Origin of the sequence: Bacillus sp. cl95 (assembly GCF_900115925.1) — a bacterium.
Taxonomy (GTDB): Bacteria; Bacillota; Bacilli; order Bacillales; family Cytobacillaceae; genus Neobacillus_A.
Genome location: NZ_FOYF01000005.1, coordinates 293,165 through 317,800, shown reverse-complemented (window position 1 = coordinate 317,800; position 24,636 = coordinate 293,165). Strand labels below are relative to the sequence as shown.

Here is a 24,636-nt window from a genome sequence, read left to right as displayed (position 1 = left end):
CCCAAAGAAAGCCTCAACTTGCTAGACAAGTTGGGGCTTTCTTTTTGAATTTATATAGTTTGTAACACAATTGTAATATTATATACATATTTTCACATTTAATATTTGTTAATATGACACGGCCAGCGTCCTAATTGGTGAATCGTGTCGAATGGCTTCATATCAAGGTTTTGAGCGTATTTCCCTATAGGTAATTATCTGAAAAATAAGAAATTTTACCCTTATAATTGGAATTATATTCCCACATTATCGCAAGAGAATGTCAGTTATTATACAATTTTGTTACATTATAGAGCATCTTAATTATTTTGACCTAAATTGTGATAAAGTATATATTGCTAGATTAAGAATTTTTGCAAGAGTTAATAGATAGATAGACCTATAGAAGAGAATGTTTCTGTCGTCTGGGGAGGATTGACAATGGCGTATTTAAGAGAAAAGCTAGACATGCTAAAAAATAAATCAAAAAATACATTGATTTCACCGCTTAAAAAAGCCGTCTTCACAGCGGCAGCAGCAGTAACCTTATCGTTCGGTGCTGTTTCAGGAGCGTCAGCGGATAACTCAAAATTAACGACTGTATATTATGTTTATTTGAATGATACATATATCGGTACAGTTTCTAATAAAGCAGTAGTAGAACATGTAGTCGACAAAAAGATAGAGGCTGTCGAAGGTTCTTATAAGGACTTGAACTTATCTGTAGGTTCACAGTTAAAATACGTTCCAGAACAGGTCTTTAGATCAACAGCTAACAATCAAGATGTTGTAAATAAGCTTGAAAGAGATCTTCATCTTCAAGCGGATGCTGCGGCTATTTCTGTTGATGGTGATTCTGTAGTTTACGTACAAGACAAAGCAATGGCAGAAGAAGTCTTGAAAAATATCAAATTAAAATATGTTACAGCAGAGCAACTTGCAGAATTAGAAGCAAGAAAAGCGTCACCTACTAAAGTATTACCACAATTAAAAGAAAATGAAACTCGTCTATTAGACGTTCGTTTCTCTAAAAACGTTTCAGTTTTAGATGGAAAAGTAGAACCAACTAAAATTCTTTCTGTAAAAGACGCGGTTGCTTTTTTACTAAAAGGAACTTTAGAAGAGAAAAAGTATAAAGTAAAAGAAGGCGATGTACTTGGTACAATCGCATCCGCACATGATTTAAGAATGGAACAACTTCTTACTCTCAATCCTGGATTGAAAGAAGATTCAGTGATCGATATTGGTAAAGAAGTGAATGTTACAGAATTAAAGCCTTATGTCCATGTCATTGTCGACAAGGAAATTTTCCAAAAAGAAAAAATCGCTTTTGAAAATGAAGTAGTTGAAGATGCTACAATGTTTAAAGGCGATAAAAAGGTGAAACAAGAAGGTAAGGACGGAATGCGTGCAGTTACGTACGTAATTTCTGAACAAAACGGTACAGTAGTGAAAAAGACAGCTGCTAAAGAAGAAATTCTTGAGCAACCTGTAAACAATATTGTTATCAAGGGTACAAAAGTAGTTCCGTCTCGAGGAGATGGCAAATTCTCATGGCCAACAGTTGGCGGCTACATTTCAAGTCAAATGGGATACCGTTGGGGTAAAAAACACAAGGGTATTGATATCGCAAGACCAAGTGACAGAACGATTAAGACTGTTGATAATGGGGTAGTTGTATCTGCAGGCTGGGACGGCGGTTATGGAAATAAGATCGTCATCGACCACCAAAACGGCTTACGCACAGTTTACGCGCATTTAGCATCTATCGATGTAAGTGCAGGACAAACGGTTCCTAAAGGTACGAAAATCGGTGTAATGGGAACTACAGGTGATTCAACAGGCATCCATTTACACTTTGAAGTTTATAAAAACGGCAGTCTAGTAAATCCAATGGGTTATTTGAAATAAAAAAGATATGAGAAATTCCTCTAGTGATCGCTAGAGGAATTTTATTTTTTACAAATCATGAAGTATAGTTTCTCGAAAGCGTTGGTATTCTTTCTAAAAGGTGAATTAGGAAGTGGAAAGTGGTAAAGTAAAAAGGAGAACCTATGGATAAATACAACTTTGTAAAAGTAAAAATAAAAAACTAATTGGTGAAGGAGAAATGTTATGGAAAAAAAGATTTTGGTAGTGGATGATGAAAAACCAATTGCAGACATTCTGCAGTTCAATTTAAAAAAAGAGGGCTTTGACGTTTACTGTGCATATGATGGAAACGCAGCAATTACGATGGTGGAAGAAATTCAACCTGATCTTATTTTACTTGATATAATGCTTCCAATGAGGGACGGTATGGAAGTTTGCCGAGAAGTACGTAAGAAGTACGACATGCCCATCATTATGCTCACAGCTAAAGATTCGGAAATCGATAAAGTATTAGGTCTTGAATTAGGCGCGGATGACTATGTAACAAAGCCTTTTAGTACCCGAGAACTAATTGCCCGTGTGAAGGCTAATTTACGAAGACAACAAGTTGCTGTTCCAGTAGGGACAGAAGATGAAACAAATGAAATTGAAGTTGGTTCTTTAACGATCCATCCAGACGCATATGTTGTTTCTAAACGTGGAGAAACGATTGAATTGACACACCGTGAGTTTGAGTTGCTACATTACTTAGCCAAGCATATCGGACAAGTAATGACACGTGAGCACCTTCTTCAAACGGTTTGGGGATATGACTACTACGGAGATGTCAGAACTGTCGATGTAACCGTAAGAAGATTGCGTGAAAAGATTGAGGATAGTCCGAGCCATCCAACATGGATTGTTACAAGAAGAGGAGTAGGGTATTACCTGCGCAATCCAGAACAGGAGTAATCAGCTTCATGAAAAAAGTAGGTTTTTTTAGTTCGATCCATTTAAAATTTGTGATCATTTATATTTTGTTGATTCTAGTTGCTATGCAAATCATCGGTGTCTACTTTGTCCGTCAACTTGAAGAAACATTAAGGACCAATTTCCAGACTTCCTTAAAAGAGCGCGTCAACATGCTCGCTTATAACGTAGTGGAAGAAATGGAGAAACAAAGAACACCTGAAGACCCTTTGCTGGAAGATGAAATCAAGAAAATACTGAGAGATGTGGATACGGCCTCAGCGGACATCGATGAAGTCAGAGTTATTGATGACAGTACGCTGAAAATATTAGGAACATCTGACCCCAATAATCAAGGAGTCGTCGGGCAAAGGACAACGGAATTGATGGTCAAAAGGTCACTTGTTATGGAAGAAGAACAAGATGATGTTTTGATAGATCCTCAAACAGGACAAAGAATCTGGGTATTATCGTATCCAATCAAGTCTGAACGCAAGGTAGTGGGATCTATATATTTAGTCGCAAAAATCGAGAATGTTTTTGCACAGATGAATACAATTAACCGGATCTTTGCAACGGGGACAGGTATAGCGCTTTTGATTACAGCAATTTTGGGTGTCCTATTAGCCCAAACCATTACCAGACCGATTTCTGATATGCGTAAACAGGCGTTAGCCATGTCAAAAGGCAACTTTTCAAGAAAAGTAAAAGTTTATGGTTACGACGAAATTGGCACGCTTGCCATTACATTCAATAATTTGACCAAAAAGCTGCAAGAAGCCCAAGCTACTACAGAAGGCGAACGTCGAAAGCTTTCTTCGGTTCTTTCATATATGAATGACGGTGTGATTGCGACGGATAGAAAAGGCAGGGTTATTTTAATCAACGAGCCGGCTGCTAAGATGTTGGATGTTTCACGTGAAACAGTCCTCTCTCAGCCAATTGTTTCTTTGCTCGATTTAAGCGATACCTATACATTTGATGATTTGCTTGAAATAAATGATTCACTGATCCTGGATTATAGTACAAAAAACAATCCCTATATCTTAAGAGCAAATCTGTCCGTTATTCAAAAAGAGACAGGCTTCGTTAACGGTCTAATTACCGTATTGCATGATATAACGGAGCAAGAGAAGATTGATATGGAGAGACGGGAATTCGTAGCCAACGTTTCTCATGAATTAAGGACGCCATTAACCACCATGAGGAGTTATTTGGAGGCTCTTGCAGAGGGTGCATGGAGAGACGAAGAGATTGCACCGAACTTTCTCGAAGTCACTCAGAATGAGACAGAACGTATGATCAGGCTCGTGAACGATTTATTACAGCTTTCTAAAATGGATAGCAAAGATTATAGACTTTCAAAGGAGTGGGTCGAATTCGTTGAATTCTTCGACCGCATCATTGATCGTTTTGAATTAACAAAAGAACAGAATGTTATTTTCAGTCGCAAGCTACCAAAAGAGACGTTTTTTGTGGAAATTGATGAAGATAAGTTGACTCAAGTACTCTACAATATTATCTCCAATGCCCTTAAATATTCTCCGGAAGGCGGACTGATTACGTTTTCTGTAAAAGAACGTGATGGTCAAATTATCGTTAGCATTTCGGATGAAGGTGTTGGGATTCCGAAAGACAATTTAGATAAGATATTTGATCGTTTCTACCGGGTAGATAAGGCACGTACACGGAAGTTGGGTGGTACAGGCCTTGGCCTAGCAATAGCCAAAGAAATGGTCAATGCTCATGGCGGAAATATCTGGGCCAATAGTGTAGAAGGAAAAGGTACTGAGATTTCTTTTACGCTCCCTTACGACCGTGCTGAAGAGGATGAGTGGTCATGAGATACGAAAATATTAAATCTGGTGTTTTAATTGCCTTAGTTTTAATCAGTGCCATCTTAACTTGGAATCTTTGGACCTATCAACCTAATCATGAAAAATTAAACAATGCTAATTACATTGAAGAAGTTGAGATTGGCGAAAAGAAGGATATCAAGAAAATAATCAGGCCAGACCGCATTCTTTATCATGTGAAGGATCAGCATTATGGAACTTCTAATAGCAATGATATTGATAAAGTAATGAGGGAAATGGGCAGTTGGGTCTTTTATGATGTTGAAAACGATACCGAACATGTTCAAAATTTCAAAGAATTGGTTCATGGAAAAGGAAAAGTTGAAATTGTTTATCCTGAAGGTGTCCCAATAGAATTGTATAAAGGTGTCTTGGATTTTGAGGAGAAAAAGCTTCCAAATTTTGAATTTGATCGCATCGTAATGGATGTAGAGAATCTTCCGAAAGATAGTGGCACAGTCTATTTTGTTTCTTATAAAAATAGAGAAGTATATAAGGCTAGAGTCACTCCTTCATTCTTGAATGATTTTCATAGGGATTTTTATAAAAACGTGGATCAGCTTCCACGCTTTCAAGCATTTGATACGGAGAAACGTGTCATTTACCTTCCGGAAGAAGCTACGGTTATGGTGAAATATAAGTATTTGCCGCATAACCTTAATTCAGAAGAGTTCAAGGAAGCACTTTTTAACGATCCAAGCTCTGTGAAAAAGAGCATTGTGCAAGATGGTGAGGAATATGCAGACGTGTCTAGTTTGATGAATATTGATTATCGAGACAATATGCTGCTTTATGTGAATCCAGGAGAATCTAGTGATTACATTGCACGTCCCTACGATTTACTGAAGCAAAGTATCGATTTTATCAATGAACACGGAGGCTGGACAGATGGATACCGTTTTGTCAGCATGGATGAAATCAATCAAAAAGTGACGTTCCGACTTTTTAGTATTGAAGGCTATCCAGTATTTAATGAGCGGGGAATGTCTGAAATTACAGAAGTTTGGGGACGAAATGAAATCAATAAATATATTCGACCTAATTTTGAATTAGGGTTTCCACTTCGAACGGAAATGAGCAGTGTGACTTTGCCGTCTGGAAAGGAAGTTCTCGAATATTTACAGAAACGCGAGGGTTTTAAGCCTCATCTATTGGAAGAATTAATCTTGGGCTATCGAATGGACAGAGTGACGGAAGAACAAAGATTAATCGTGCTAGAGCCGACCTGGTTTTATCGTTATGATAAGGCGTGGGGACAGATTTCGCAGGAAGATTTGGGAGGTCTGAAGCGTGGATTGGAGTAAAATCAAAACCATCTTTATACTTACATTTCTTGTCCTCGACGTCTATTTGATGTACCAATATTTGATCATACGGGATGCAAATAAATATGAGATAATATATGAGGCTTCATTTGAGGAGAAGTTAAAGGCCGATGAAATTGAATATGTGGCCTTTCCTAAACAACCTATTAAGGATCAGTACGTGAGTGCGAAACCTAAAGCCTTTGGTAAAGATGAAGTGGCTAAATTAAAGGGACAAACTGTTTCGGTTGTGGAAGGAAATCTACTAACGTCAATTTTTGATAAGCCTATACCACTAACCTCGAAAAACGAGCAGGCTGAATGGGCAAAAATCTTAAAGGAGTATATTCTCAAGGGCGAAGATTATCGTTTATGGGAAATTTCCGAGAAAAAAGATAGTGTCACTTTTTATCAGCATTACAAGGATAAACCTTTTTATAAAAACATAAGTGGACGTTTGGTGTTTAAGCTTGATAGTGAAAAGAAGGTTGTTTCTTACGAGCAGACATATCTTGAAGGTATTGAAGAGCTCACTGGGAAAGACGAAGTATTATCACCACTAAAAGCGATTGAAACACTTCACCAAAAAGGATTGCTGAAGCCAAAGAGCAAGGTGACTAAAATTGAGCTAGGTTATTCTACAGCTGTGCAGTTGGCAGCCTCTCAAGTGCTGACACCAACGTGGCTATTTGTCGTTAATGATAAGGACAGATTGTTTGTAAATGCGTTTGATGGTCAGATCATCGAGTTTAACAGCAATGAAACTAAACAAACGGAGTGAAATGTTATGTCTTTGCAGCTTAGCGTGCTTGCTAGCGGGAGTACGGGAAATGCCATATACGTTGAAGACGGAGAGCATTCCTTTCTTGTAGATGCCGGCTTAAGCGGTAAGCAAATGGAAGCTTTGTTTCAAAATATCAATCGTGATATGAGTAAGCTATCGGGTATTTTTGTTACGCATGAGCATAGCGATCATATTAAGGGAGTAGGCATTGTCGCTCGTAAATATAAGCTTCCAATCTATGCGAATGAAAAAACGTGGCATGCCATGGAACCACTTATTGGAACCATTCCTACTGAACAAAAATTTATTTTTTCTACTGAAACTGTCAAAAGCTTTGGCAGTACTGATATAGAATCATTCGGAGTATCACATGATGCAGCAGAGCCGATGTTTTATGTGTTTCATCGAGACGGCAAGAAGTTGGTCTTAATTACAGATACAGGCTATGTAAGTGATCGCATGAAAGGAATTATTTCTAATGCGGATGCTTATGTGTTTGAAAGTAACCACGACGTTCAAATGCTTAGAATGGGCCGATACCCTTGGAATATTAAAAGACGTATTCTAAGCGATGTTGGACACGTTTCAAATGAAGATGCGGCCATTGCCATGAGTGAGGTAGTAGGCGACAATACGAAGCGAGTATACTTAGCCCATTTAAGTCTTGATAACAACATTAAAGATCTGGCAAGAATGTCCGTTACACAAACCCTGGAAAGCAGAGGATTAATTGTAGGTGAGCAATTCAACTTGCTAGATACTGATCCGAAAGTGCCTACTAGTTTAACGACCATTTAAGTTGAGTTCTGTTAAACGATGCTGTTGTTGTTTGTAAGGAAGGGAATGCGCGAGACTCCTTCGGAAAAACGGGCTGGAAAGACCCCACAGTGAGGTAACGAGCGAGGAGGATTGCCAGTTCGTCCGAGGAAAGGGAGTGGATTCCCCACACATACTCGTCAAAATAACACTAAATGTTTAACAAAGCCTAAGTGAAAAGGAAGGAAGACAGCTGACAATAGCTGTCTTCCTTCCTTTTTTCATAACTCCCATTTTCCATGTATGGATAAATTATGAACAAATTCGGAAGATTTACATAAAAACTGCCATTTTATTAGAAATTTGGGTAATAGTGAGTATAATTAGGTTCAGATAGAAACAATAAATCATAGCAATCGTCGATAGAAAGGATTGGTGTCAATGGGATATTATGATCAAGATTATGAAGGCCGCTACAAAGAACCAAAACGCAGAAAAAGCGGTTTTTTTCTCGCTAGTCTTGTAGGGGCCATCCTTGGAGCCATACTAGTCATTATTTCGGTTCCAACTCTTTCGAGAATGGATATCTTACCATACGATGTTCAGCCTGATATGGTTACGCCAGCGGAAGAAGATAATCAGGATAAAACCACTAAAACCCCTGCACAAAAAATGTCTGTTTCGGTGGAATCAGAGATTACTGATGCTGTTGACAAAGCGGGTGAAGCGGTTGTAGGCATTACGAATATCCAATCTGCAGGATTTTGGTCCGAGAACGAGGAACAAGGGGCAGCTGGAACAGGATCAGGAGTCATTTATAAAAAGGCAGGCGGCAAAGCATATGTCGTAACAAATCACCATGTAGTTGAAGGAGCTACTGCGCTGGAAGTAAGTCTTTCAGACGGAACAAAAGTGCCGGCAAAATTGCGTGGAAGTGATGTATGGACAGACTTAGCTGTTCTTGAAATTGATGCAAAAAGTGTAAAAAAGGTAGCTGAATTCGGTGACTCTGACAAACTGAAAGCAGGAGAACCTGCTATTGCAATTGGTAATCCACTTGGACCAACTTTTTCTGGTTCAGTAACCAAAGGGATTATTTCAGGACTTGAGAGAACGATTCCGGTCGATATCAATCAGGATGGAGTCGTTGACTGGCAAGCAGAAGTATTGCAAACAGATGCGGCAATCAACCCAGGTAATAGTGGAGGTGCACTCATTAACATTGCTGGACAAGTAATTGGAATCAATTCAATGAAAATTGCCCAAAACGCTGTAGAAGGTATTGGACTTTCAATTCCGATTAACTATGCAGAACCGATTATTGAGGACCTAGAAAAATATGGTGAAGTGAGAAGACCGTATATGGGTGTTGATTTGAAATCAGTTGCTGAGATTCCAGGATATTATCAGGAAGAAGCATTGAAATTACCAAAAGGTGTGAAGGACGGGGTGGCCTTACGTAGTGTCGTTCCAAATTCACCAGCTGCACAAGCAGGACTACAGGAGCTTGATGTAATCATTGAGTTGGATGGGGTTAAAATTGAAGATGTCATCCAATTAAGAAAGCATTTATATAACAAAAAGAAAATCGGCGACCAGATGAAAATTAAGTTTTATCGTGAAGGCAAACTTCAAGAAACGACTCTCAAGCTAGGCGGAGAAAATTTATAATGCTAAGAATCAAGCAAGAAGGCGAGGTCGCTTTCTTGCTTTTTCTTTTATGCTAAGGCTCTGTTAAAGACCAATGTTGATTTATTAGCTTTGTTGATTGTAGCGTAAGGGTGCGAGACTCCTGCGGGAAAAGCGGGTCAGGGGAGACCCCGCAGGAGTGAAGCGACGAGGAGGCTCCCGAACCGCCCAAGAAGAATTTGTCCTTGAAAAAGCCGGCATTAGGGCTTTTTCATAATTCGTCAGCGGAAAGCGAGTGCCCTGTAGCGAAAATGAACAACCATGTTTAACAGAGCCTATGTTAATATAGTTTTGTGGATAAGTTTAAAGAGTATGAAGACAAAGAATTTGTCGAAAATAATAAACATGTGAATAAGTGAAATTAAAGGGGAAGATGAGTGAAAATGATTTATTGTTGCGAGGAACATGTAGAGCTAGCCATTGATATCATTGTAGATGAACATGAAACATTTCCGGTTTTAACAAAGGTAAATGAGGAAGAAAAGTTATCAACAAGCTGTGAATATTGTCGAAATATAGCCGTATATATGGTGGCGAACACTTGAGCGCATACAAGATGTGGATAGAAAATGTGGATATGTGGATAAGTATTGTGTATAACTTGTTTGTAAACTGTTTGTAATCTGTTTGTAAAGTGAGTGTGTGGATAGTGAATATCACGATTGTTACCGTAGGAAAATTGAAAGAAAAATACTTAAAGATGGGCATCGACGAATATCTGAAACGACTGACGGCCTATGCAAAGGTTGAAGTGGTAGAGGTACCTGATGAAAAAGCACCCGAAGTGTTAAGCGAAAATGAAATGGAGCAAGTGAAACAGAAAGAAGGCGAACGAATTCTAGCGAAGATCAGCCAGGATGCGCACGTTATCGCTCTTGCTATCGGCGGAAAAATGCAATCCTCAGAAGAATTGGCGGATACACTCGATAAGCTCGCCACTTATGGAAAAAGCAAAATTGTATTCGTCATTGGAGGATCACTTGGCTTAAGCAATGATGTCCTCAAACGATCAAACGATCAACTTTCATTTTCTAGAATGACCTTCCCTCACCAGTTGATGAGGTTGATATTGGTGGAGCAGGTCTATCGTGCGTTTAGGATTAATCGCGGTGAACCGTATCATAAATAGTATAGAAACCTGAAGGCAATCTCCTTTTAAATAATAGAGTTGCCTTTTTATGGTTGGCTCTGTTAAATATGCCTATTGATTTCCGCTCCAAACAGCCGGTAATAAATCAACAATAAGTGGTTAACAAAGCCTTTGTTGAAATAAAATGTTCTATTCATTTTCCAGAATAAAACGATAATCGTTGATAACAGCAACATTGTATTCATATAATGTTTTTAAATTTCAACATACTGCGTTTATCCTTTAAGTAACTGCAAAATGCTAAATAATGACATTTAAGCCTTTGCAATTACTAAAAAAACTTTCATTGCAGAGTGTATCTATTGTAATGTGTAATGTTACATTTTTAACATTAATTTCAAGTTTTCTAATGAAAAATATGAGAATTAATCTTTATTAACAAAAATGGAAAAAAATAATTTTAATTTTGTTCAAATTTGATTGAACATTTGTTCAAAAAATGTGTTATTTTAATATAGTAATTTTAAAACTATTTATGAAAGCGATCACATGGTTCTGTAAGTGGAATATTTTCAAAGGAACCATTCAAATGATTATCCCATTTTATTAAATCGTTGTTTCGGGTCAGATCATTGGGTCTGGAATTCAAAAATTGTTTATCGAATTTACATCCGTGTATTAATTTTAGCTGTTTTTTTTGTTATAAGTTTTTTTGAGGTAAATTTACAAATAATAAAGAAAATAGCGTTCAACTAGTTTAAGTAAACAATGTTTTGGAGGTAAAATATATGTCAATATTAATTGGAATTGTTGGGGTTCTTGTTCTATTAGGTATTTCATGGTTAATGTCAAACGATAAGAAAAATATAAACTATCGTGCAGTCGGTATCATGACATTTGTTCAATTGTTCTTAGCTTGGTTTATGCTGAATACTTCAATTGGTAAAAAAGTTCTGAACAAGATCGTAGATGGTTTCAATAAAGTTCTTTCTTTCGGTAATGACGGTATCTCTTTCGTATTCGGCGACCTTGCAGGAAAACATTTATTCTTTGTAGATGTTTTAATGATGATTGTATTTGTAACAGCTATTCTAGGTATATTAACTTATTTGAGAATTTTGCCATTAGCCATTAAATACATTGGTGGTGCAGTAAGTAAAATAACAGGTCTTCCTAAAGTGGAATCATTTGTTGCGGTAAATTCTATGGTATTTGGTGATACTTCTGCTATCCTATCAGTTAAGTCATTTATTCCTAATCTTTCTGGTAACAGATTGTTCGTTGTTGTTACTTCTTCTCTTGTTGCGGTAAGTTGTTCGATTTTAGGTGCTTACATGCAAATGATTCCTGCAGAGTTCGTATTGGTTGCGTTACCAATTAACGTATTCTCTGGACTTATTCTTTCAACGATAGTATGTCCTGTTAGTAAAGAAGAAGAAGAGGAAATCGATATTAAGGTTATGATTCCTGAGAAATCCCTTTTTGAAGCAATCGGCAACTGGACACTGCTCGGGGGAAAGACAGCATTAATCGTAGGCGCAATGCTTGTCACTTATGTAGGGTTGATCGCGGCAGTTAACTGGATTTTCACTTCAATTTTCGGTATCTCTTTCACTGGCGTACTTGGGTATGTATTCGCACCAATCGCTTGGATAATGGGTATACCTGCGAATGAAATTGTTAAAGCTGGATCAATCATGGGTACTAAGGTAGCTGCTAATGAGTTTGTCGCTATGTTAGAATTTATGAAAATGATCCCTCATATGTCTCATAAGACAGTAGGTATCGTATCATCATTCTTAGTGTCATTCGCCAATTTCTCTTCTATTGGAATAATTTTAGGAACTGTACAAGCTATCAATAATGAAAAGGCAAGTGAGTTAGCTAAGGTCGGTTTAAAAGTGTTGTTAATTGCAACAATGGGATCAGTCTTAACTGGGACTATTGTAGGTTTGTTCCTGTAATAATAATAATAATAATAATAATAATAATAATAATCGTTCAAATCCTCTTTCTTACTTTATTAATGAAAAGTAATGAAGGGGATTTTTAATTCTTATTGCTTGGTCAAACACAATTTTTGCTGTAGGTGAAGTTAAAGATTTGAGTTTAATCCATAAATAGCAAAAATGGCAGAGTGCGCTATGATCAAACTGTAATGGAATTAGAAATTGAACAATTTCTGTTGAAATCCTTTTAAGTGCAACATCAAATGATAAAAGAAAACCCTGGATACTGGAATCCAGGGTTTTCTTTAATAATGGGGTAAATACTTGATTGTAAAAAAAAGTAGCATTTAGAAAATAATCAATAAAGTTTGTTGATTTTTCCATCCTCACATAGCAAGATGTGTGGATATTTTATTACTATTTTGAAATAGCTGCGTCGAAAAAGACTTACTCGCACTCAGTGTGCAAATTCCATAAATGATATTAGCGAATCATTCTTCGTTATTTTGAACCTGTTAAGCTTTAAGAAAAGACATCTGTAAATAAAGTTCCTTTGTCAGCACTTATTCAATGCCATTTGTAAAAAGTGCGAGGCATTTTTTATCAAACAATAGGGTTAAAGTATAGAGGGGTTTAATAAGAAATATATAAGATAAACGATAGTGTAGCTTTCATAAGCATCTTCCTGTTTTGGGGTTAATTCGGAATTTAGAGTTTGGAAACGTCTTAATGAAATGGCTCTGTTAATGTACAATTTTGATTTTCTGCACTTTGTTGACTGGAGCGGAAATCAACAGGCGAGTTTAACAGAGCCAATGAAATAGAAAGCTTATTACCTCTATGGATCAAGCAATCGCCAATAAAGAATATGAAGGACTGGTTATACCCCCATAATACATCTTGTATAGTCGTATTCTTTTAATACGACTATACAAGAAGACATGAGGGAAATTATATGAATAAACGAACCAAGGGAGCACTTGCGATGGTATTAGCAGGAGCTGTTACGTTTTCTGTTACCAACTCTTTGCTAGTCGATCTATCTCCTAAACGATTAACAAAAGAAATTGCTTCAACAATATCCGGAGACCCCAAAAAAGGGGATATAATCAGCAAAGCTGAAAAGGCTGTTAAGAATCAAACGCCTACAACAAATGTGAAAGAAGATCATTCAGAGCTGACGCAGGATATTACTTCTTTGCAAGTGGCTGTTAAGAGAGAAAACAATAGTGATATAAAAGCTAGTAATCTGGATACGAAAAAATTAAGTAGCAGTACTACAACCAATCCTACTAGTACGAATGAGACAACTTCAACAATACGTACGACAAGCACGAAAGCACCAACCACAACGACTGCTTCTGTTCCAAAGGCAACTAAACCAACAGGTTCAACCGCCACGACTGTGGCAACAACGATACGCGCGACAAGCAGCAAAGCACCAACTACAACGACTGCCCCTGTTCCAACCGCAAATAAACCAACAAATTCAAGCACCTCGACAACCAATCGTGGACAAGAAACTTCTCAAACTGCAAAAGAAAAGGCAGCGAGCCATCGGGAACAAAAAGAAAATAACGGAAAGAAATTGTAATTTTTCTAAGGGATCACCAAGAGAAGGTGATCCTTTTTTTGTTCTAATTCAAAAATAAGAAAGGCCTTTCCCAAATGGGAAGGCCTGAACGAAGAGTTAATTAAATAGATTCCTTCGTTTCTACAATAGAGGTTTCTTGAGTTACATTACCTTTTCGTTTTAGTTTATTCCAACCAACGGTTACGCCCATTATTGCCGAGAAGATGGATTTTATCACGACATAAGTCATAAGTTGCTTGTACAATATTCTTTGGAGAAATAAGGAAATAAGTGGTTTAGGACTTTCCTTCTCCAATCGAAATGCATATAGAGATGTAAAGAAATCAAGCATGTAAAAAAGAATAAATCCAATGGCTGCTTTTTCTGGGTGTGTGGTAAAAAGGGCCATAATAAATAAGATATCTGCAATAGGCGATATGGTTTGATATATATATTGGAAAAGCCACATGTTTGGAAGGGCGAAATATCCTAATGAGTGATGTTTTTTATTGAATAAAGCCTCACGATGTTTCCATAAGCATTGTAATGTACCATAAACCCATCGGTAACGCTGTTTTGCCAGACTCTTAATATCTTCGGGCACTTCTGTAAAGGCATAAGCCTTTTCTTCAAATTCAATCTTTTTCCCATTGCGCAAAAGAGTAAGAGTGATATCGGTATCCTCTGCTAGTGTATCCTCATTAAAATATCCTACTTCTTCTACATCCGACTTTCTCCATGCACCAATCGCACCCGGTACAACCGTAATGCAGTTGAGCGCTGCAAAAGCCCTTCTCTCTAGGTTAAAGCCTGTTACATATTCGATATGCTGCCAGTTTGTAAGGAGGTTCCCCTTATTGCCGACCTTTACATTACCTGAAACAGCAGCAACATTTTCATTCTTAAAATGGTTAACAAGCAAGGAGATGGCATTTTCAGCGATGAGTGTATCAGCGTCCAGAGCAACAACGATTTCTCCCATTGCTTCTTTAAAACCAAGATTAACAGCAGAAGATTTTCCTTCATTTTGTTTTTTAATTAATCTGATGAAAGGATGGTTTACATAAGTTTCTTGAACCACACCGGCAGTATCATCCTTTGATCCATCGTCGATAATCAATATCTCAAAATCTGGATAATCGCTGGATAAAATAGAATTAACTGTTTTGCAAATGACTTTTTCTTCGTTATAGGCAGCAATAACGACACTGACAAAAGGTGTAAAAGTAGGATCAACCTGTAACTCTTTATAATTTCTTAGCTGTTTTCTAGAGAGGAAAACAAAGAGAGCCATCCGTAAGATTCCTAAAAGAATAGCTGAGTAGAACAGGATGCTTAATCCAAAGTGCCAGCCTTGCAGGATCATAAATACAGCTTTGTCATACACCAAATAAGGGTTCTCCTGATTGGCAGGGGGCATAATCTGATTACTACTTTTGCCAATTAGATCAGCCACGGTTGTAAATGTGTAACCGCACTTTTTAAGTTCTTCAATAATAATAGGCAAGGCCTTTACAGTATTGGAGCGATCACCGCCAGCGTCATGCAGCAAAATCACATTTCCTTCTGTCACCTGAGCTAATACTCGATTCACAATTTCGTTGCTAGAAATGGTTTGCCAATCGTTAGAATCAATTGATTCACCAACCATGGTGTAGCCCATATCCTGTGCTTGCAATATAGGTACATGTTCGTTATTTGTGCTCAGTTCCGTATCTGCCTCATAAGTTGGACGGAAAAGAGTCATGGAATGACCTGTAATTTGCTGAAACAGACGCTGGTTTGCATTTAACTCCATTTTCATTTGAAAAGGTGTAATGGATGTCACATCAGGATGGGTAAATGTATGGTTACCAATTTCATGTCCTTCTTTATGCATCTTTTTAATCAATTCCGGATGCAGCAAGGCGTTCTCTCCAACTATAAAGAAGGTCCCTTTAATATTATTCTTGTCCAGAATGTCCAATATTTGTGGGGTATAAGTTGGATCCGGGCCGTCATCAAAGGAAAGAACAACTTCCTTACCTTTGGGTTTGCCATACCGAACCACTTTAAGCGGTTGTGGTAATTTAACATATGTTTCAGTTTGTATTAGCCCACTCGAATCCAATTGAATTGTTCTTTTACCTTTTTCCAATTGAGAAACTACTCTTAAAATCTCTCCAGCACCTGTATATTGAACAGGTTCAGTACTGACCATGGTTTTAATAGCATTTGAAGGGTTGTTCATTTCATTTGGTTTATTAATGTAATTCCAGATGGAAGGATCTTCTGAACCGAGACGCCAAAGCGCTATTCCTCTTGAACCATGATCTTTCGCTAACTGCATTTGATTATAAAATGTTGCAGCATCTAAAAACCAAACAATATGGTTTTTTCCGTTTTTTTTGTATCGTAAATAAGGGTTGCCTACTTGTTTATTCCAATGGATTTTAAGGTTGTTTCCAATTCCTAAATCCATAATATCCCTGAACGTCATGGTATCTGCGGGCTTGCTGGAGTTTTCTTCCCAGTCGTATCCGTAGCTTCCTAAACTGACAATTAATTTTTCCGAGGGAATATTTAGTTGGTTTAAGCTCTCTTTTGCCCAATCGATTGGAGTCACAGGTCCCGGCTTACTCATGGAGTGGTACTGGTCATATAGCATGACAATGATGCGATCAGCGCTAGATGCTAAAGAAACATAATCAAAACTATTATTCTTCGGCGGGACATCCAATGTGACCATGAGGCCTTGTTGATTGAATACTTTATAAACTTTATCCATAAATTGCGTGAAATGATCCTTGTCAGATGGATTGATTTCTTCAAAGTCAATATTAATACCATCGAAACCATTTCTTTGTACATAGCTAAGCATACTTTTAATAAAACGATCCTCAGCGCCTGGAGTAGTAAATAATTGGTGCAATATATCGCCATCCCATTTATTTTTCACAACATTATTTACTAATGGAAGAATCTTCATGTTATGCGCTTTTGCTTCTATAATAATAGATTCGTCAATACTAGATTTAAGTTCAAGGTCAGGAGTAATTTGCAGCCATTCCGGCACTAATGTTGTAATAGAATCTATATTTTTCTTGAAAGAAGTTTTGCTATTTTCATCCCAATTAACGTAAAAAGCATAAAATTCTTGTTTGCCAGCCATTTGTTTTTGGTTCAGTTTCCCCATATTTTTAGGAGAGGGAAAATTTGTTTTTGGAAGTTGAGAGGCAAGCTCTTTTTCACTGAAACTTGTATTAATTGGCTTAATCTCATTCTTTTCTGTGTTGAAATTATTCAGTGGCAACTTAGAAAATACTGGATTAGTATTTAGACTTTCAATAAAAATAGTCGTTACTAAAACGATTAAAAGAGTAAAGACTGCGCTCATTCGTTTAATAATGGACCATCGTCTTTTTGCAGAATCACGAAAAATATGCTCTTGATTTTTTTCTTTGTTTTTTAGCCCTAAATTGTAAAACCAGTGGAAGAAAAAATAGCAGAAAAGGCCAATCAAACCTCCGAAAGCGCCTGATACAATAGCTTGTGAAGATTCAAATTTAGCTTTAAGGGCAGAGAATAACCAAAATTCATCCAATAAACGCAAATCCTGGATTGGTAAGTGACGAATATGTGGTATAAAAACCGTTATCAACGTTCCAAGGAATAAGGCGATGATATTAAGACGCAGCAAAAGTGAAACAGCAAATAATAATGGGATTTTTAAACTACCTAATGGTAAAAAGGCTAGAAAAAAACCAAGTGTACTTGCAATTGCACCTGCATTTCCAGTAACAGGCGCAAACAGTGATCTGACAATCCACCTAAAAATTCGATTCACGTAGATTCCTCCTCATAGGTGTAGTATCGAAAATATTTAATAAATGTATTTTTTGTAATTAAAATCGGTGGTAATAACCGCAGGACCTTTAACTTTCAGCGGTTAGACTCTTTCGACAAAAAATGACTAACAAAACAAGCTTAGGTAATCATCTTAAGATTTTGGGGGTAGGATGAATAATTCCACTGATTTTTAATTGGAAAATGAGGAGATTTTTAGATTTAACTTATATTAATTTTTCTCTTGAAGTTTAAGTTAGAAAATGTAACTGGAATTCATTCATAAAAAAGACACCTGTCACTTTAAGAGCGAAAGGTGTCTCTTTTTTATTCAGCAATCAATTTTTTAGAACGGATGACGAAGGATTTATCTTTCAAACTTTCTAGTGAAAAAGAATTTCCTATCCCGTCTATTACATCAATGACAACTTGCAAGTGCTGCCAGTAGGCAAAGTTTGAGTTATGCATATAATAGGGCACATTCATAACTTCACCTACTTGCTTATCCTGGCTACCAAGATAAAAATCACCTGCTGTCAAACAGATAGGTGAAGTTCCATCACAGCATCCTTCTGAATGAATAAAGACGAGATTACCGTGTAGTTCTTGCAATTGCTTTATTTATGCTTTTGCTGATTCTGTCGCAATGACTTTCTTCATTTTAGAAGAAGCCCATTGATCCTTTATTGTAACCAACTAAAATACATTTTGTTTGTTGATAGTGACCAAGGCATCATTGCGTGGTTTTCACGGCCGATACCTGATTGCTTGTAACCACCAAATGCAGCATGTGCAGGGTATTGGGATATGTGTTTGTCCATACAAGACCAGCTTCGATTGCACGGCCTGCAACAGGCAAGTTTTTTCGATAAGATATAGCGTAACTATCAAAAAAAGCCGCTCTTGCCATTTAGGCAACGAAGCGGCTTTCTTGTTTATCTTAATTTCTGATCAAATAATCGAATGCACCTAATGCTGCTGTTGCACCCGATCCCATCGAAATGATGATTTGTTTATACGCACTATCGGTACAGTCACCTGCAGCGAATACTCCAGGAAGGTCTGTTGCACCGTGCTTGTTCACAACGATCTCACCGAAGCGTGTACGTTCTAGGGTATTGCCTAGCCATTCAGTATTCGGTACAAGACCGATTTGAACGAATACACCCTGTAATTCAACGTGATGTTCTTCGCCTGTTTCACGGTCAATGTAAGAAATGCCGTTTACTTTGTCAGTGCCGGTAATTTCTTTTGTTTGAACGTTCTTAAGGACAGTAACGTTTGGCAGGCTGTACAGACGGTCTTGAAGTACTGCATCAGCTTTCAGTTCAGGGTTGAACTCAAGTACAGTTACATGTTTAACAATACCTGCAAGATCGATTGCAGCTTCGATACCGGAGTTACCTCCACCGATTACAGCAACGTCTTTTCCTTCAAACAATGGACCGTCACAGTGAGGGCAATAAGCCACACCTTTGTTCTTGAACTCGGCTTCACCAGGTACCCCAACATTGCGCCAGCGAGCACCTGTGGAAAGGATGACAGTTTTACTCTTTAAAACTGCACCGTTTTCGAGTTCGATTTCAATCAGGTCCTTCTTTTCTAAACGCTTGGCACGCTGAAGGTTCATGACATCAATGCCGTAATCCTTCACATGCTCTTCAAGGCTTGCTACGAGCTTTGGACCTTCAGTATGCTTCATACTGATGAAGTTCTCAATGCCCAAAGTATCCATGACTTGTCCACCAAAACGTTCAGCAACAATTCCTGTACGGATTCCTTTACGAGCTGCATAGATAGCAGCACTTGCACCAGCAGGGCCGCCACCGACAACAAGCACATCGTACGGATCTTTATCGCTGAAATCAGAAGCATCTGGACCCGTGCCCATCTTGGCGAGGATTTCTTCAAGTGACATACGGCCACTTCCGAAAGATTCACCATTTAGGAACACCGTTGGCACCGCCATGATTTGTTTGCTTTCAACTTCTTCTTTAAAAGCTGCACCGTCAATCATGGTATGTGTAATGCCAGTATTAAGAATACTCATTAAGTTTAATGCTTGTACAACATCAGGACAGTTGTGGCAGCTCAGGCTAATATAAGATTCGAAATGGTATTCGCCCTTAATGTTTTTAACCTGATCGATCACTTTTTGGTCAACTTTAGGAGATCTTCCGCTAACTTGAAGTAAAGCCAGTACTAAGGATGTAAATTCGTGTCCAAGAGGGATACCGGCAAAAGTTACACCAGTGTCCTCGCCGATACGGTTTACACTGAAGCTCGGTGTCCGTTCTAGTGACGCATGCTCAACCTTGATGTTGGATGACATGGTAGCCAATTCGTCTACCAAAGAAAGCATGTCACGAGAAACCTCATCTGATCCAGCGCTAACTTTTAGCAGCACATCGCCCTCCATCAGCTGAAGATATTGGGCTAATTGTGCTTTGATATCTGCATCTAATAACATGGAGCTTCCTTAAATCTTTCCTACAAGATCAAGGCTTGGCTTAAGTGTTGCAGAACCTTCTTGCCATTTAGCTGGGCAAACTTCACCTGGGTTATTGCGAACATAAACTGCTGCTTTAAGCTTTGCAACAACTTGACTTGCATCACGGCCGATACCGCCAGCATTAATTTCAACTGTTTGGATAACGCCGTCTGGATCGATGATGAAAGTACCACGGTCAGCTAGTCCTTCTTCTTCGATTAGTACATCGAAGTTACGAGAAATTTTTTGTGAAGGATCTCCGATCATAACATACTCGATTTTACCGATAGCTTCTGAACTATCGTGCCATGCTTTATGAGTGAAATGAGTGTCAGTAGAAACAGAATATACTTCTGCTCCAAGTTCTTTTAAAGTTGCATAATGGTTTTGAAGATCTTCAAGTTCAGTAGGGCATACGAAAGTGAAATCTGCTGGGTAGAAGCAAACTACACTCCATTTACCTTTGAAGTTTTCTTCAGAAACAGTAATGAAATCTCCGTTATGGAAAGCTTGTGCTGTGAATGGTAAGACTTGAGTGCCGATTAATGACATGATTAATTTCCTCCTATAGGTGGTTTGATTATTTATAAATAGCTTTTACTGAAACAAATCAGTTAACTATTAAATAAACTAGAATAATTCTAATTCAGTAAAGATTATCATATAGAATTGATTCTCTTGTCAAGTGATAAGTGTTGCCTTTACTATTACTTATTTTATTAGGTATTCCTAGTATGGAACAACTTTCTATGTAATAGACGAGAACTCAGTCAGTAACGAACTTATTATGACTATTTTACGGAAAAAATATAGCTTCTTTATAATATATCGGCTAATTTAGGTTCTGGACCACAATACAGTCTGATTAAAAAAGCTAACATTTCTATTCAACAAGAGGGTTAGCTTTTTTTATCCCATCATAGATTAGAAAAACAATGACAGCATTTGTAAGACTGGTTCTCCGTTTTATATTATGATTAAGATGAGGTTATTTGGTTTCTATTTAAGATTTTTTCATATTTAAAAACAGCATTAATGCCTACGATTTTCTCGTATAGGGTAAAACTATGACAACAAGTCAAAAGATGAAAAGGAGAAATAATGACAAGGAGTAATGAAATAGGATGGAAGTTTGACAACAGTTATGCACGTCTGCCAAAGACTTTTTATACTAGTACCAATCCAACTCCAGTCCGCTCACCGAAGTTGGTCATTCTTAATGAGCAGTTAGCAAAATCCTTAGATTTAAATAGTGAAAGTTTAAAAAGCGATGAAGGAGTAGCAGTTCTAGCCGGAAATCAGATTCCTAAAGGCGCTGAGCCTCTTGCGCAAGCTTACGCTGGTCATCAATTCGGCTATTTTAACATGTTAGGGGACGGTAGAGCGGTACTTTTGGGAGAACAGATATTACCCCAAGGGGAGCGGTTTGATATTCAGCTTAAGGGACCAGGTAGAACGCCATACTCTCGCGGGGGAGATGGTCGCGCAGCACTTGGACCGATGTTACGTGAATATATTATTAGTGAAGCAATGCATGGACTTGGGATTCCTACAACACGTAGTCTTGCGGTGGTGACAACAGGTGAGTCGGTACACCGCGAAACGGCATTGTCTGGTGCCATCCTAACCCGTGTAGCTGCCAGTCATCTACGTGTCGGTACCTTTCAATTCGCTGCAAAATGGGGCAGTGTTGAAGAATTACAGACCCTGGCTGATTATACGATAAAGCGTCATTATCCAGGCGTTAGAGCAGATGAGAACCCTTACCTTTCACTACTCAAGGAAGTCATCAAACGTCAAGCTTCACTGATTGCCAAATGGCAACACGTTGGCTTTATCCACGGAGTGATGAACACGGACAATATGACCATTAGCGGAGAAACAATTGATTATGGACCGTGCGCCTTCATGGATGCCTATGACCCGGCTACAGTATTCAGTTCGATTGACAGAGAAGGTCGCTATGCGTATGGGAATCAGCCGTATATTGGTGGGTGGAATTTGGCGCGATTTGCTGAAACCCTTTTGCCACTGCTACATGAAAATGAGGAACAGGCGCTCAAATTGGCACAGGATGCGATTTCGGAATTTGGTGGGATCTATCAAACTTATTGGCTTGTGGGAATGAGGTCTAAGCTGGGACTCATGAATGAGGAGGCTGAAGATGAATCTCTTGTTAACGAACTTCTTAGTATGATGGAGAAGTATCATGCGGATTATACTAACACCTTTCGCGCATTGACGTTTGATAAAACAGAAGAGACAGTCCTCTTTGGAAAGCCGGAATTTTCTCCATGGCATGAGCGTTGGAAGTCGAGACTAGATAAGCAGCAAGAATCAAAGGATTCAGCGCATGAGCTAATGAGAAATAGTAATCCGGCAGTAATTCCTCGTAATCACCGGGTAGAAGAGGCACTGAAAGCCGCTGTGGAAGAAGGAGACTATAGCGTAATGGAAAAGCTTTTGAAGGTTCTTTCTAATCCTTACGCTTACTTATGCCAACAGGATGAGTACTCCACACTACCTGAATCACCAACACCTTATCGTACTTTTTGCGGTACATGAGCATTTTTTTTATTTATTTGCCTGATAAATCATAAAAACAACACTGAACCTTAACAAAGAAACTCATAGAAATGCTATCCCTGTATGGGGGTAGCATTTTTATAATCGTATGATTCAAAAGTTTAATTGGGCTTTTTCGTTTGAAATTTATTTGTGGTTAACCTATCTTTATAAAGTATTTGGCTATGTTAAAGCAAAATGTTGGTTTTCTGCACTTTGTTGATTGGAGCGGAAATCAACAGGCAAGTTTAATATAGCCTTGTATTTAAAGGCTCTTTTCTAAAAGATTGTTGTTTTTGGAATAAGTTTTGTGAAAGTAAACCTAGTAGTTGATTGAAGCGGAAGGTGCGAGACTCCTGTGGGAGTAGCGGGACAGGTGAGACCCCGCAGGAGCGAATGCGCCTTGGAGGCTCACCGCCCGCCCCACGGAAAGCGAGCATCCTGGAGCGGAAAATCTATTAAATAGCAACAAAGTATACGAAAACAGTCTATTTAAAAGAGAGGTTGAGTGAAATGAACTTACAACTTGAAAATAAATTAGTAGTCGTGACAGGGTCAACATCGGGGATAGGAAAAGGAATTGCAAAGTCTTTCTTACAAGAAGGCGCAAAGGTGATTATTAACGGTCGATCCCAAAGTCGCGTTGATGAAACTGTCAATGAGTTATCAGCTTTTGGAATGGTTTATGGAATTGCTGCTGATGTAACGGATGCTTCACAAACAAAGGAGTTCCTTCTTAAGGTAAAAGAGTATGGAGATGTAGATGTACTTGTAAATAATATGGGTGTCTTTGAAGTGAAAGACTTTGAGGCTGTCACTGATGAGGAGTGGATGAATTATTTTAACGTTAATGTGCTGAGTGCTGTTAGATTATCGCGCTTTTTCTTGCCGGAAATGCTTGAAAGGAATTTTGGCCGTATTATCAACATTGCTAGTGAAGCCGGTTTAAAGCCACTTCCTCAAATGATTCCTTATTCGGTTACTAAAACGGCCCTTATTAGCCTTTCTAGAGGATTGGCTGAACTTACAAAAGGAACAGACGTAACGGTAAATAGTGTGTTGCCGGGGCCAACATGGACAGAAGGTGTAGAGAGTTACATGGAAGGTGCTGCGAAAGCCGAAAACGAGGAATTGGAATATTTCACGGCGAACTATTTCAAAAAAAATGAGCCAACCTCATTGATCCAGCGCTTTGCAACTGTGGAAGAAGTGGCAGACACGGTTGTATTCATTGCATCCAAGAAAGCTTCTGCAATAAACGGTACTGCTCAAAGGGTAGAAGGAGGTATCATTCGATCGTTATAAATTTGAATAATATGTTGAACAAACTAAATGCAGCTAAAAACCGTATCTAAAAAAGATACGGTTTTTATTTTGCCAAATAAGGGTTCGGTTTTGTTTATAAGCAGAAAGACCTAATTGGAAAGTTTCGTAAATAATAAATATTCATACGTTCAACTCATATAATTAAATTATTATTCAGATGAATGTATTTTGGTTTAAACATCATCTTGAGGAGGAATGTATGAAACCGTATCTCATTATCACTCAAATCTTATATTTAATTTCGTTGTTTCCGTGGTTTGTCATTTGGGGACTTTCGTTTATGAGCTTTGACAGTGGTGTAAATGTAAATAATGTTTCCTTTGTATTAGTAATATCTCTATATCCCGTTGCCGTGGTCATCGGATCCATTCTAGCCTGGATCTTCCGATTAAAGAAAAGACGATTTGCAGTCATCATTAATTTAATGCCGTGTTTGTGGATCATTTCCTTCATAGTTTTTATGGTCTTCATTTAGTATGAATTATTTAAGAATATACAATCTTTACATTTTGATTTAAAATTATTGATAATTATTTATTTTTATAAATCATAGGTAAAAAGTCTTGTTTAAAAGTGAAAAAATGGTTATTAAGACCATGCACAAGATATATTAAACTGAGGGATTAAAC

General features: G+C 38.0%; 19 protein-coding genes and 1 pseudogene. 14 read left to right on the top strand and 6 right to left on the bottom strand.

Features of this window, described 5'->3' with window-relative positions; translation table 11 throughout:
* Positions 1–420: 420 nt before the first annotated feature.
* From BMZ31_RS15510 to BMZ31_RS15465, 10 genes are all read left to right on the top strand, one after another.
* A complete protein-coding gene (locus tag BMZ31_RS15510) occupies positions 421–1,890 on the top strand; it encodes a M23 family metallopeptidase (protein WP_090832822.1) in 1,470 nt (489 codons plus the stop codon).
* A gap of 204 nt (positions 1,891–2,094) precedes the next feature.
* Positions 2,095–2,802, top strand: a complete 708-nt coding sequence (gene yycF, locus BMZ31_RS15505; RefSeq protein WP_090832821.1) for a response regulator YycF — start codon at positions 2,095–2,097, stop codon at positions 2,800–2,802.
* 8 nt (positions 2,803–2,810) lie between these two features.
* A complete protein-coding gene (gene walK, locus BMZ31_RS15500; protein ID WP_090832820.1) occupies positions 2,811–4,643 on the top strand; it encodes a cell wall metabolism sensor histidine kinase WalK in 1,833 nt (610 codons plus the stop codon).
* Positions 4,640–5,959, top strand: a complete 1,320-nt coding sequence (gene yycH / locus BMZ31_RS15495) for a YycH family regulatory protein (RefSeq protein ID WP_090832819.1) — start codon at positions 4,640–4,642, stop codon at positions 5,957–5,959. The genes walK and yycH overlap by 4 nt, the downstream gene beginning before the upstream one ends.
* Complete coding sequence (locus BMZ31_RS15490; RefSeq protein WP_090832818.1) at positions 5,946–6,740, top strand: two-component system regulatory protein YycI; 795 nt, start codon at positions 5,946–5,948, stop codon at positions 6,738–6,740. Before yycH ends, BMZ31_RS15490 begins: the two co-directional genes overlap by 14 nt.
* Before the next feature lie 6 nt (positions 6,741–6,746).
* Positions 6,747–7,541: an MBL fold metallo-hydrolase gene (locus tag BMZ31_RS15485; protein WP_090832817.1), complete on the top strand. Its 795-nt coding sequence runs from the start codon at positions 6,747–6,749 to the stop codon at positions 7,539–7,541.
* A 399-nt stretch (positions 7,542–7,940) separates the two neighbouring features.
* The gene (locus BMZ31_RS15480) at positions 7,941–9,170 is read left to right on the top strand and encodes a S1C family serine protease (RefSeq protein ID WP_090832816.1); all 1,230 of its coding nucleotides are present in this window, start codon (positions 7,941–7,943) and stop codon (positions 9,168–9,170) included.
* A 401-nt stretch (positions 9,171–9,571) separates the two neighbouring features.
* A complete protein-coding gene (locus BMZ31_RS15475; protein WP_090832879.1) occupies positions 9,572–9,733 on the top strand; it encodes a CxxH/CxxC protein in 162 nt (53 codons plus the stop codon).
* A gap of 104 nt (positions 9,734–9,837) precedes the next feature.
* Positions 9,838–10,317 (top strand): 23S rRNA (pseudouridine(1915)-N(3))-methyltransferase RlmH, encoded by a 480-nt coding sequence (gene rlmH / locus BMZ31_RS15470; RefSeq protein WP_090832815.1) that lies wholly within the window; start codon positions 9,838–9,840, stop codon positions 10,315–10,317.
* 749 nt (positions 10,318–11,066) lie between these two features.
* The gene (locus tag BMZ31_RS15465; protein ID WP_090832814.1) at positions 11,067–12,242 is read left to right on the top strand and encodes a NupC/NupG family nucleoside CNT transporter; all 1,176 of its coding nucleotides are present in this window, start codon (positions 11,067–11,069) and stop codon (positions 12,240–12,242) included.
* 51 nt (positions 12,243–12,293) lie between these two features.
* Here BMZ31_RS15465 and BMZ31_RS20560 read toward each other — a convergent pair whose 3' ends face one another.
* Positions 12,294–12,611, bottom strand: a complete 318-nt coding sequence (locus tag BMZ31_RS20560; RefSeq protein WP_090832813.1) for a hypothetical protein — start codon at positions 12,609–12,611, stop codon at positions 12,294–12,296.
* Positions 12,612–13,182: 571 nt separating this feature from the next.
* Here BMZ31_RS20560 and BMZ31_RS15455 point away from each other — a divergent pair.
* The gene (locus BMZ31_RS15455; RefSeq protein WP_090832812.1) at positions 13,183–13,821 is read left to right on the top strand and encodes a hypothetical protein; all 639 of its coding nucleotides are present in this window, start codon (positions 13,183–13,185) and stop codon (positions 13,819–13,821) included.
* Positions 13,822–13,921: 100 nt separating this feature from the next.
* Here BMZ31_RS15455 and BMZ31_RS15450 read toward each other — a convergent pair whose 3' ends face one another.
* The 5 genes and pseudogenes from BMZ31_RS15450 to ahpC all read right to left on the bottom strand — a co-directional run bounded on the left by BMZ31_RS15450 (position 13,922) and on the right by ahpC (position 20,668).
* On the bottom strand, positions 13,922–17,626 hold the full coding sequence (locus BMZ31_RS15450) for a polysaccharide deacetylase family protein (protein ID WP_090832811.1): 3,705 nt from the start codon (positions 17,624–17,626) through the stop codon (positions 13,922–13,924).
* A 326-nt stretch (positions 17,627–17,952) separates the two neighbouring features.
* Positions 17,953–18,237, bottom strand: coding sequence for a DUF779 domain-containing protein (locus BMZ31_RS15445; RefSeq protein WP_175478139.1), 285 nt, complete (start codon positions 18,235–18,237; stop codon positions 17,953–17,955).
* A gap of 49 nt (positions 18,238–18,286) precedes the next feature.
* Positions 18,287–18,472, bottom strand: a pseudogene (locus BMZ31_RS15440) (aldehyde dehydrogenase family protein); the annotation flags it as partial.
* Between the two features lie 93 nt (positions 18,473–18,565).
* Positions 18,566–20,095, bottom strand: coding sequence for an alkyl hydroperoxide reductase subunit F (gene ahpF / locus BMZ31_RS15435; RefSeq protein ID WP_090832809.1), 1,530 nt, complete (start codon positions 20,093–20,095; stop codon positions 18,566–18,568).
* Between the two features lie 9 nt (positions 20,096–20,104).
* Positions 20,105–20,668, bottom strand: coding sequence for an alkyl hydroperoxide reductase subunit C (gene ahpC, locus BMZ31_RS15430; protein ID WP_090832808.1), 564 nt, complete (start codon positions 20,666–20,668; stop codon positions 20,105–20,107).
* 549 nt (positions 20,669–21,217) lie between these two features.
* On the opposite strand from ahpC, the gene BMZ31_RS15425 reads away from it, so the two are divergent.
* From BMZ31_RS15425 to BMZ31_RS15415, 3 genes are all read left to right on the top strand, one after another.
* The gene (locus BMZ31_RS15425) at positions 21,218–22,681 is read left to right on the top strand and encodes a protein adenylyltransferase SelO (RefSeq protein ID WP_090832807.1); all 1,464 of its coding nucleotides are present in this window, start codon (positions 21,218–21,220) and stop codon (positions 22,679–22,681) included.
* 513 nt (positions 22,682–23,194) lie between these two features.
* The gene (locus BMZ31_RS15420) at positions 23,195–23,986 is read left to right on the top strand and encodes an SDR family NAD(P)-dependent oxidoreductase (RefSeq protein ID WP_090832806.1); all 792 of its coding nucleotides are present in this window, start codon (positions 23,195–23,197) and stop codon (positions 23,984–23,986) included.
* A gap of 220 nt (positions 23,987–24,206) precedes the next feature.
* Positions 24,207–24,482 (top strand): hypothetical protein, encoded by a 276-nt coding sequence (locus BMZ31_RS15415; RefSeq protein WP_090832805.1) that lies wholly within the window; start codon positions 24,207–24,209, stop codon positions 24,480–24,482.
* Positions 24,483–24,636: the final 154 nt, after the last annotated feature.

What these genes read in the sequence shown, in the direction of transcription:
- BMZ31_RS15510 (WP_090832822.1), top strand. Translation starts at nt 421, where the DNA reads ATGGCGTATTTAAGAGAAAAGCTAGACATGCTAAAAAATAAATCAAAA.
- yycF (WP_090832821.1), top strand. Translation starts at nt 2,095, where the DNA reads ATGGAAAAAAAGATTTTGGTAGTGGATGATGAAAAACCAATTGCAGAC.
- walK (WP_090832820.1), top strand. Translation starts at nt 2,811, where the DNA reads ATGAAAAAAGTAGGTTTTTTTAGTTCGATCCATTTAAAATTTGTGATC.
- yycH (WP_090832819.1), top strand. Translation starts at nt 4,640, where the DNA reads ATGAGATACGAAAATATTAAATCTGGTGTTTTAATTGCCTTAGTTTTA.
- BMZ31_RS15485 (WP_090832817.1), top strand. Translation starts at nt 6,747, where the DNA reads ATGTCTTTGCAGCTTAGCGTGCTTGCTAGCGGGAGTACGGGAAATGCC.
- BMZ31_RS15480 (WP_090832816.1), top strand. Translation starts at nt 7,941, where the DNA reads ATGGGATATTATGATCAAGATTATGAAGGCCGCTACAAAGAACCAAAA.
- BMZ31_RS15475 (WP_090832879.1), top strand. Translation starts at nt 9,572, where the DNA reads ATGATTTATTGTTGCGAGGAACATGTAGAGCTAGCCATTGATATCATT.
- BMZ31_RS15465 (WP_090832814.1), top strand. Translation starts at nt 11,067, where the DNA reads ATGTCAATATTAATTGGAATTGTTGGGGTTCTTGTTCTATTAGGTATT.
- BMZ31_RS20560 (WP_090832813.1), bottom strand. Translation starts at nt 12,611, where the DNA reads ATGGAAAAATCAACAAACTTTATTGATTATTTTCTAAATGCTACTTTT.
- BMZ31_RS15455 (WP_090832812.1), top strand. Translation starts at nt 13,183, where the DNA reads ATGAATAAACGAACCAAGGGAGCACTTGCGATGGTATTAGCAGGAGCT.
- ahpF (WP_090832809.1), bottom strand. Translation starts at nt 20,095, where the DNA reads ATGTTATTAGATGCAGATATCAAAGCACAATTAGCCCAATATCTTCAG.
- ahpC (WP_090832808.1), bottom strand. Translation starts at nt 20,668, where the DNA reads ATGTCATTAATCGGCACTCAAGTCTTACCATTCACAGCACAAGCTTTC.
- BMZ31_RS15425 (WP_090832807.1), top strand. Translation starts at nt 21,218, where the DNA reads ATGACAAGGAGTAATGAAATAGGATGGAAGTTTGACAACAGTTATGCA.
- BMZ31_RS15420 (WP_090832806.1), top strand. Translation starts at nt 23,195, where the DNA reads ATGAACTTACAACTTGAAAATAAATTAGTAGTCGTGACAGGGTCAACA.
- BMZ31_RS15415 (WP_090832805.1), top strand. Translation starts at nt 24,207, where the DNA reads ATGAAACCGTATCTCATTATCACTCAAATCTTATATTTAATTTCGTTG.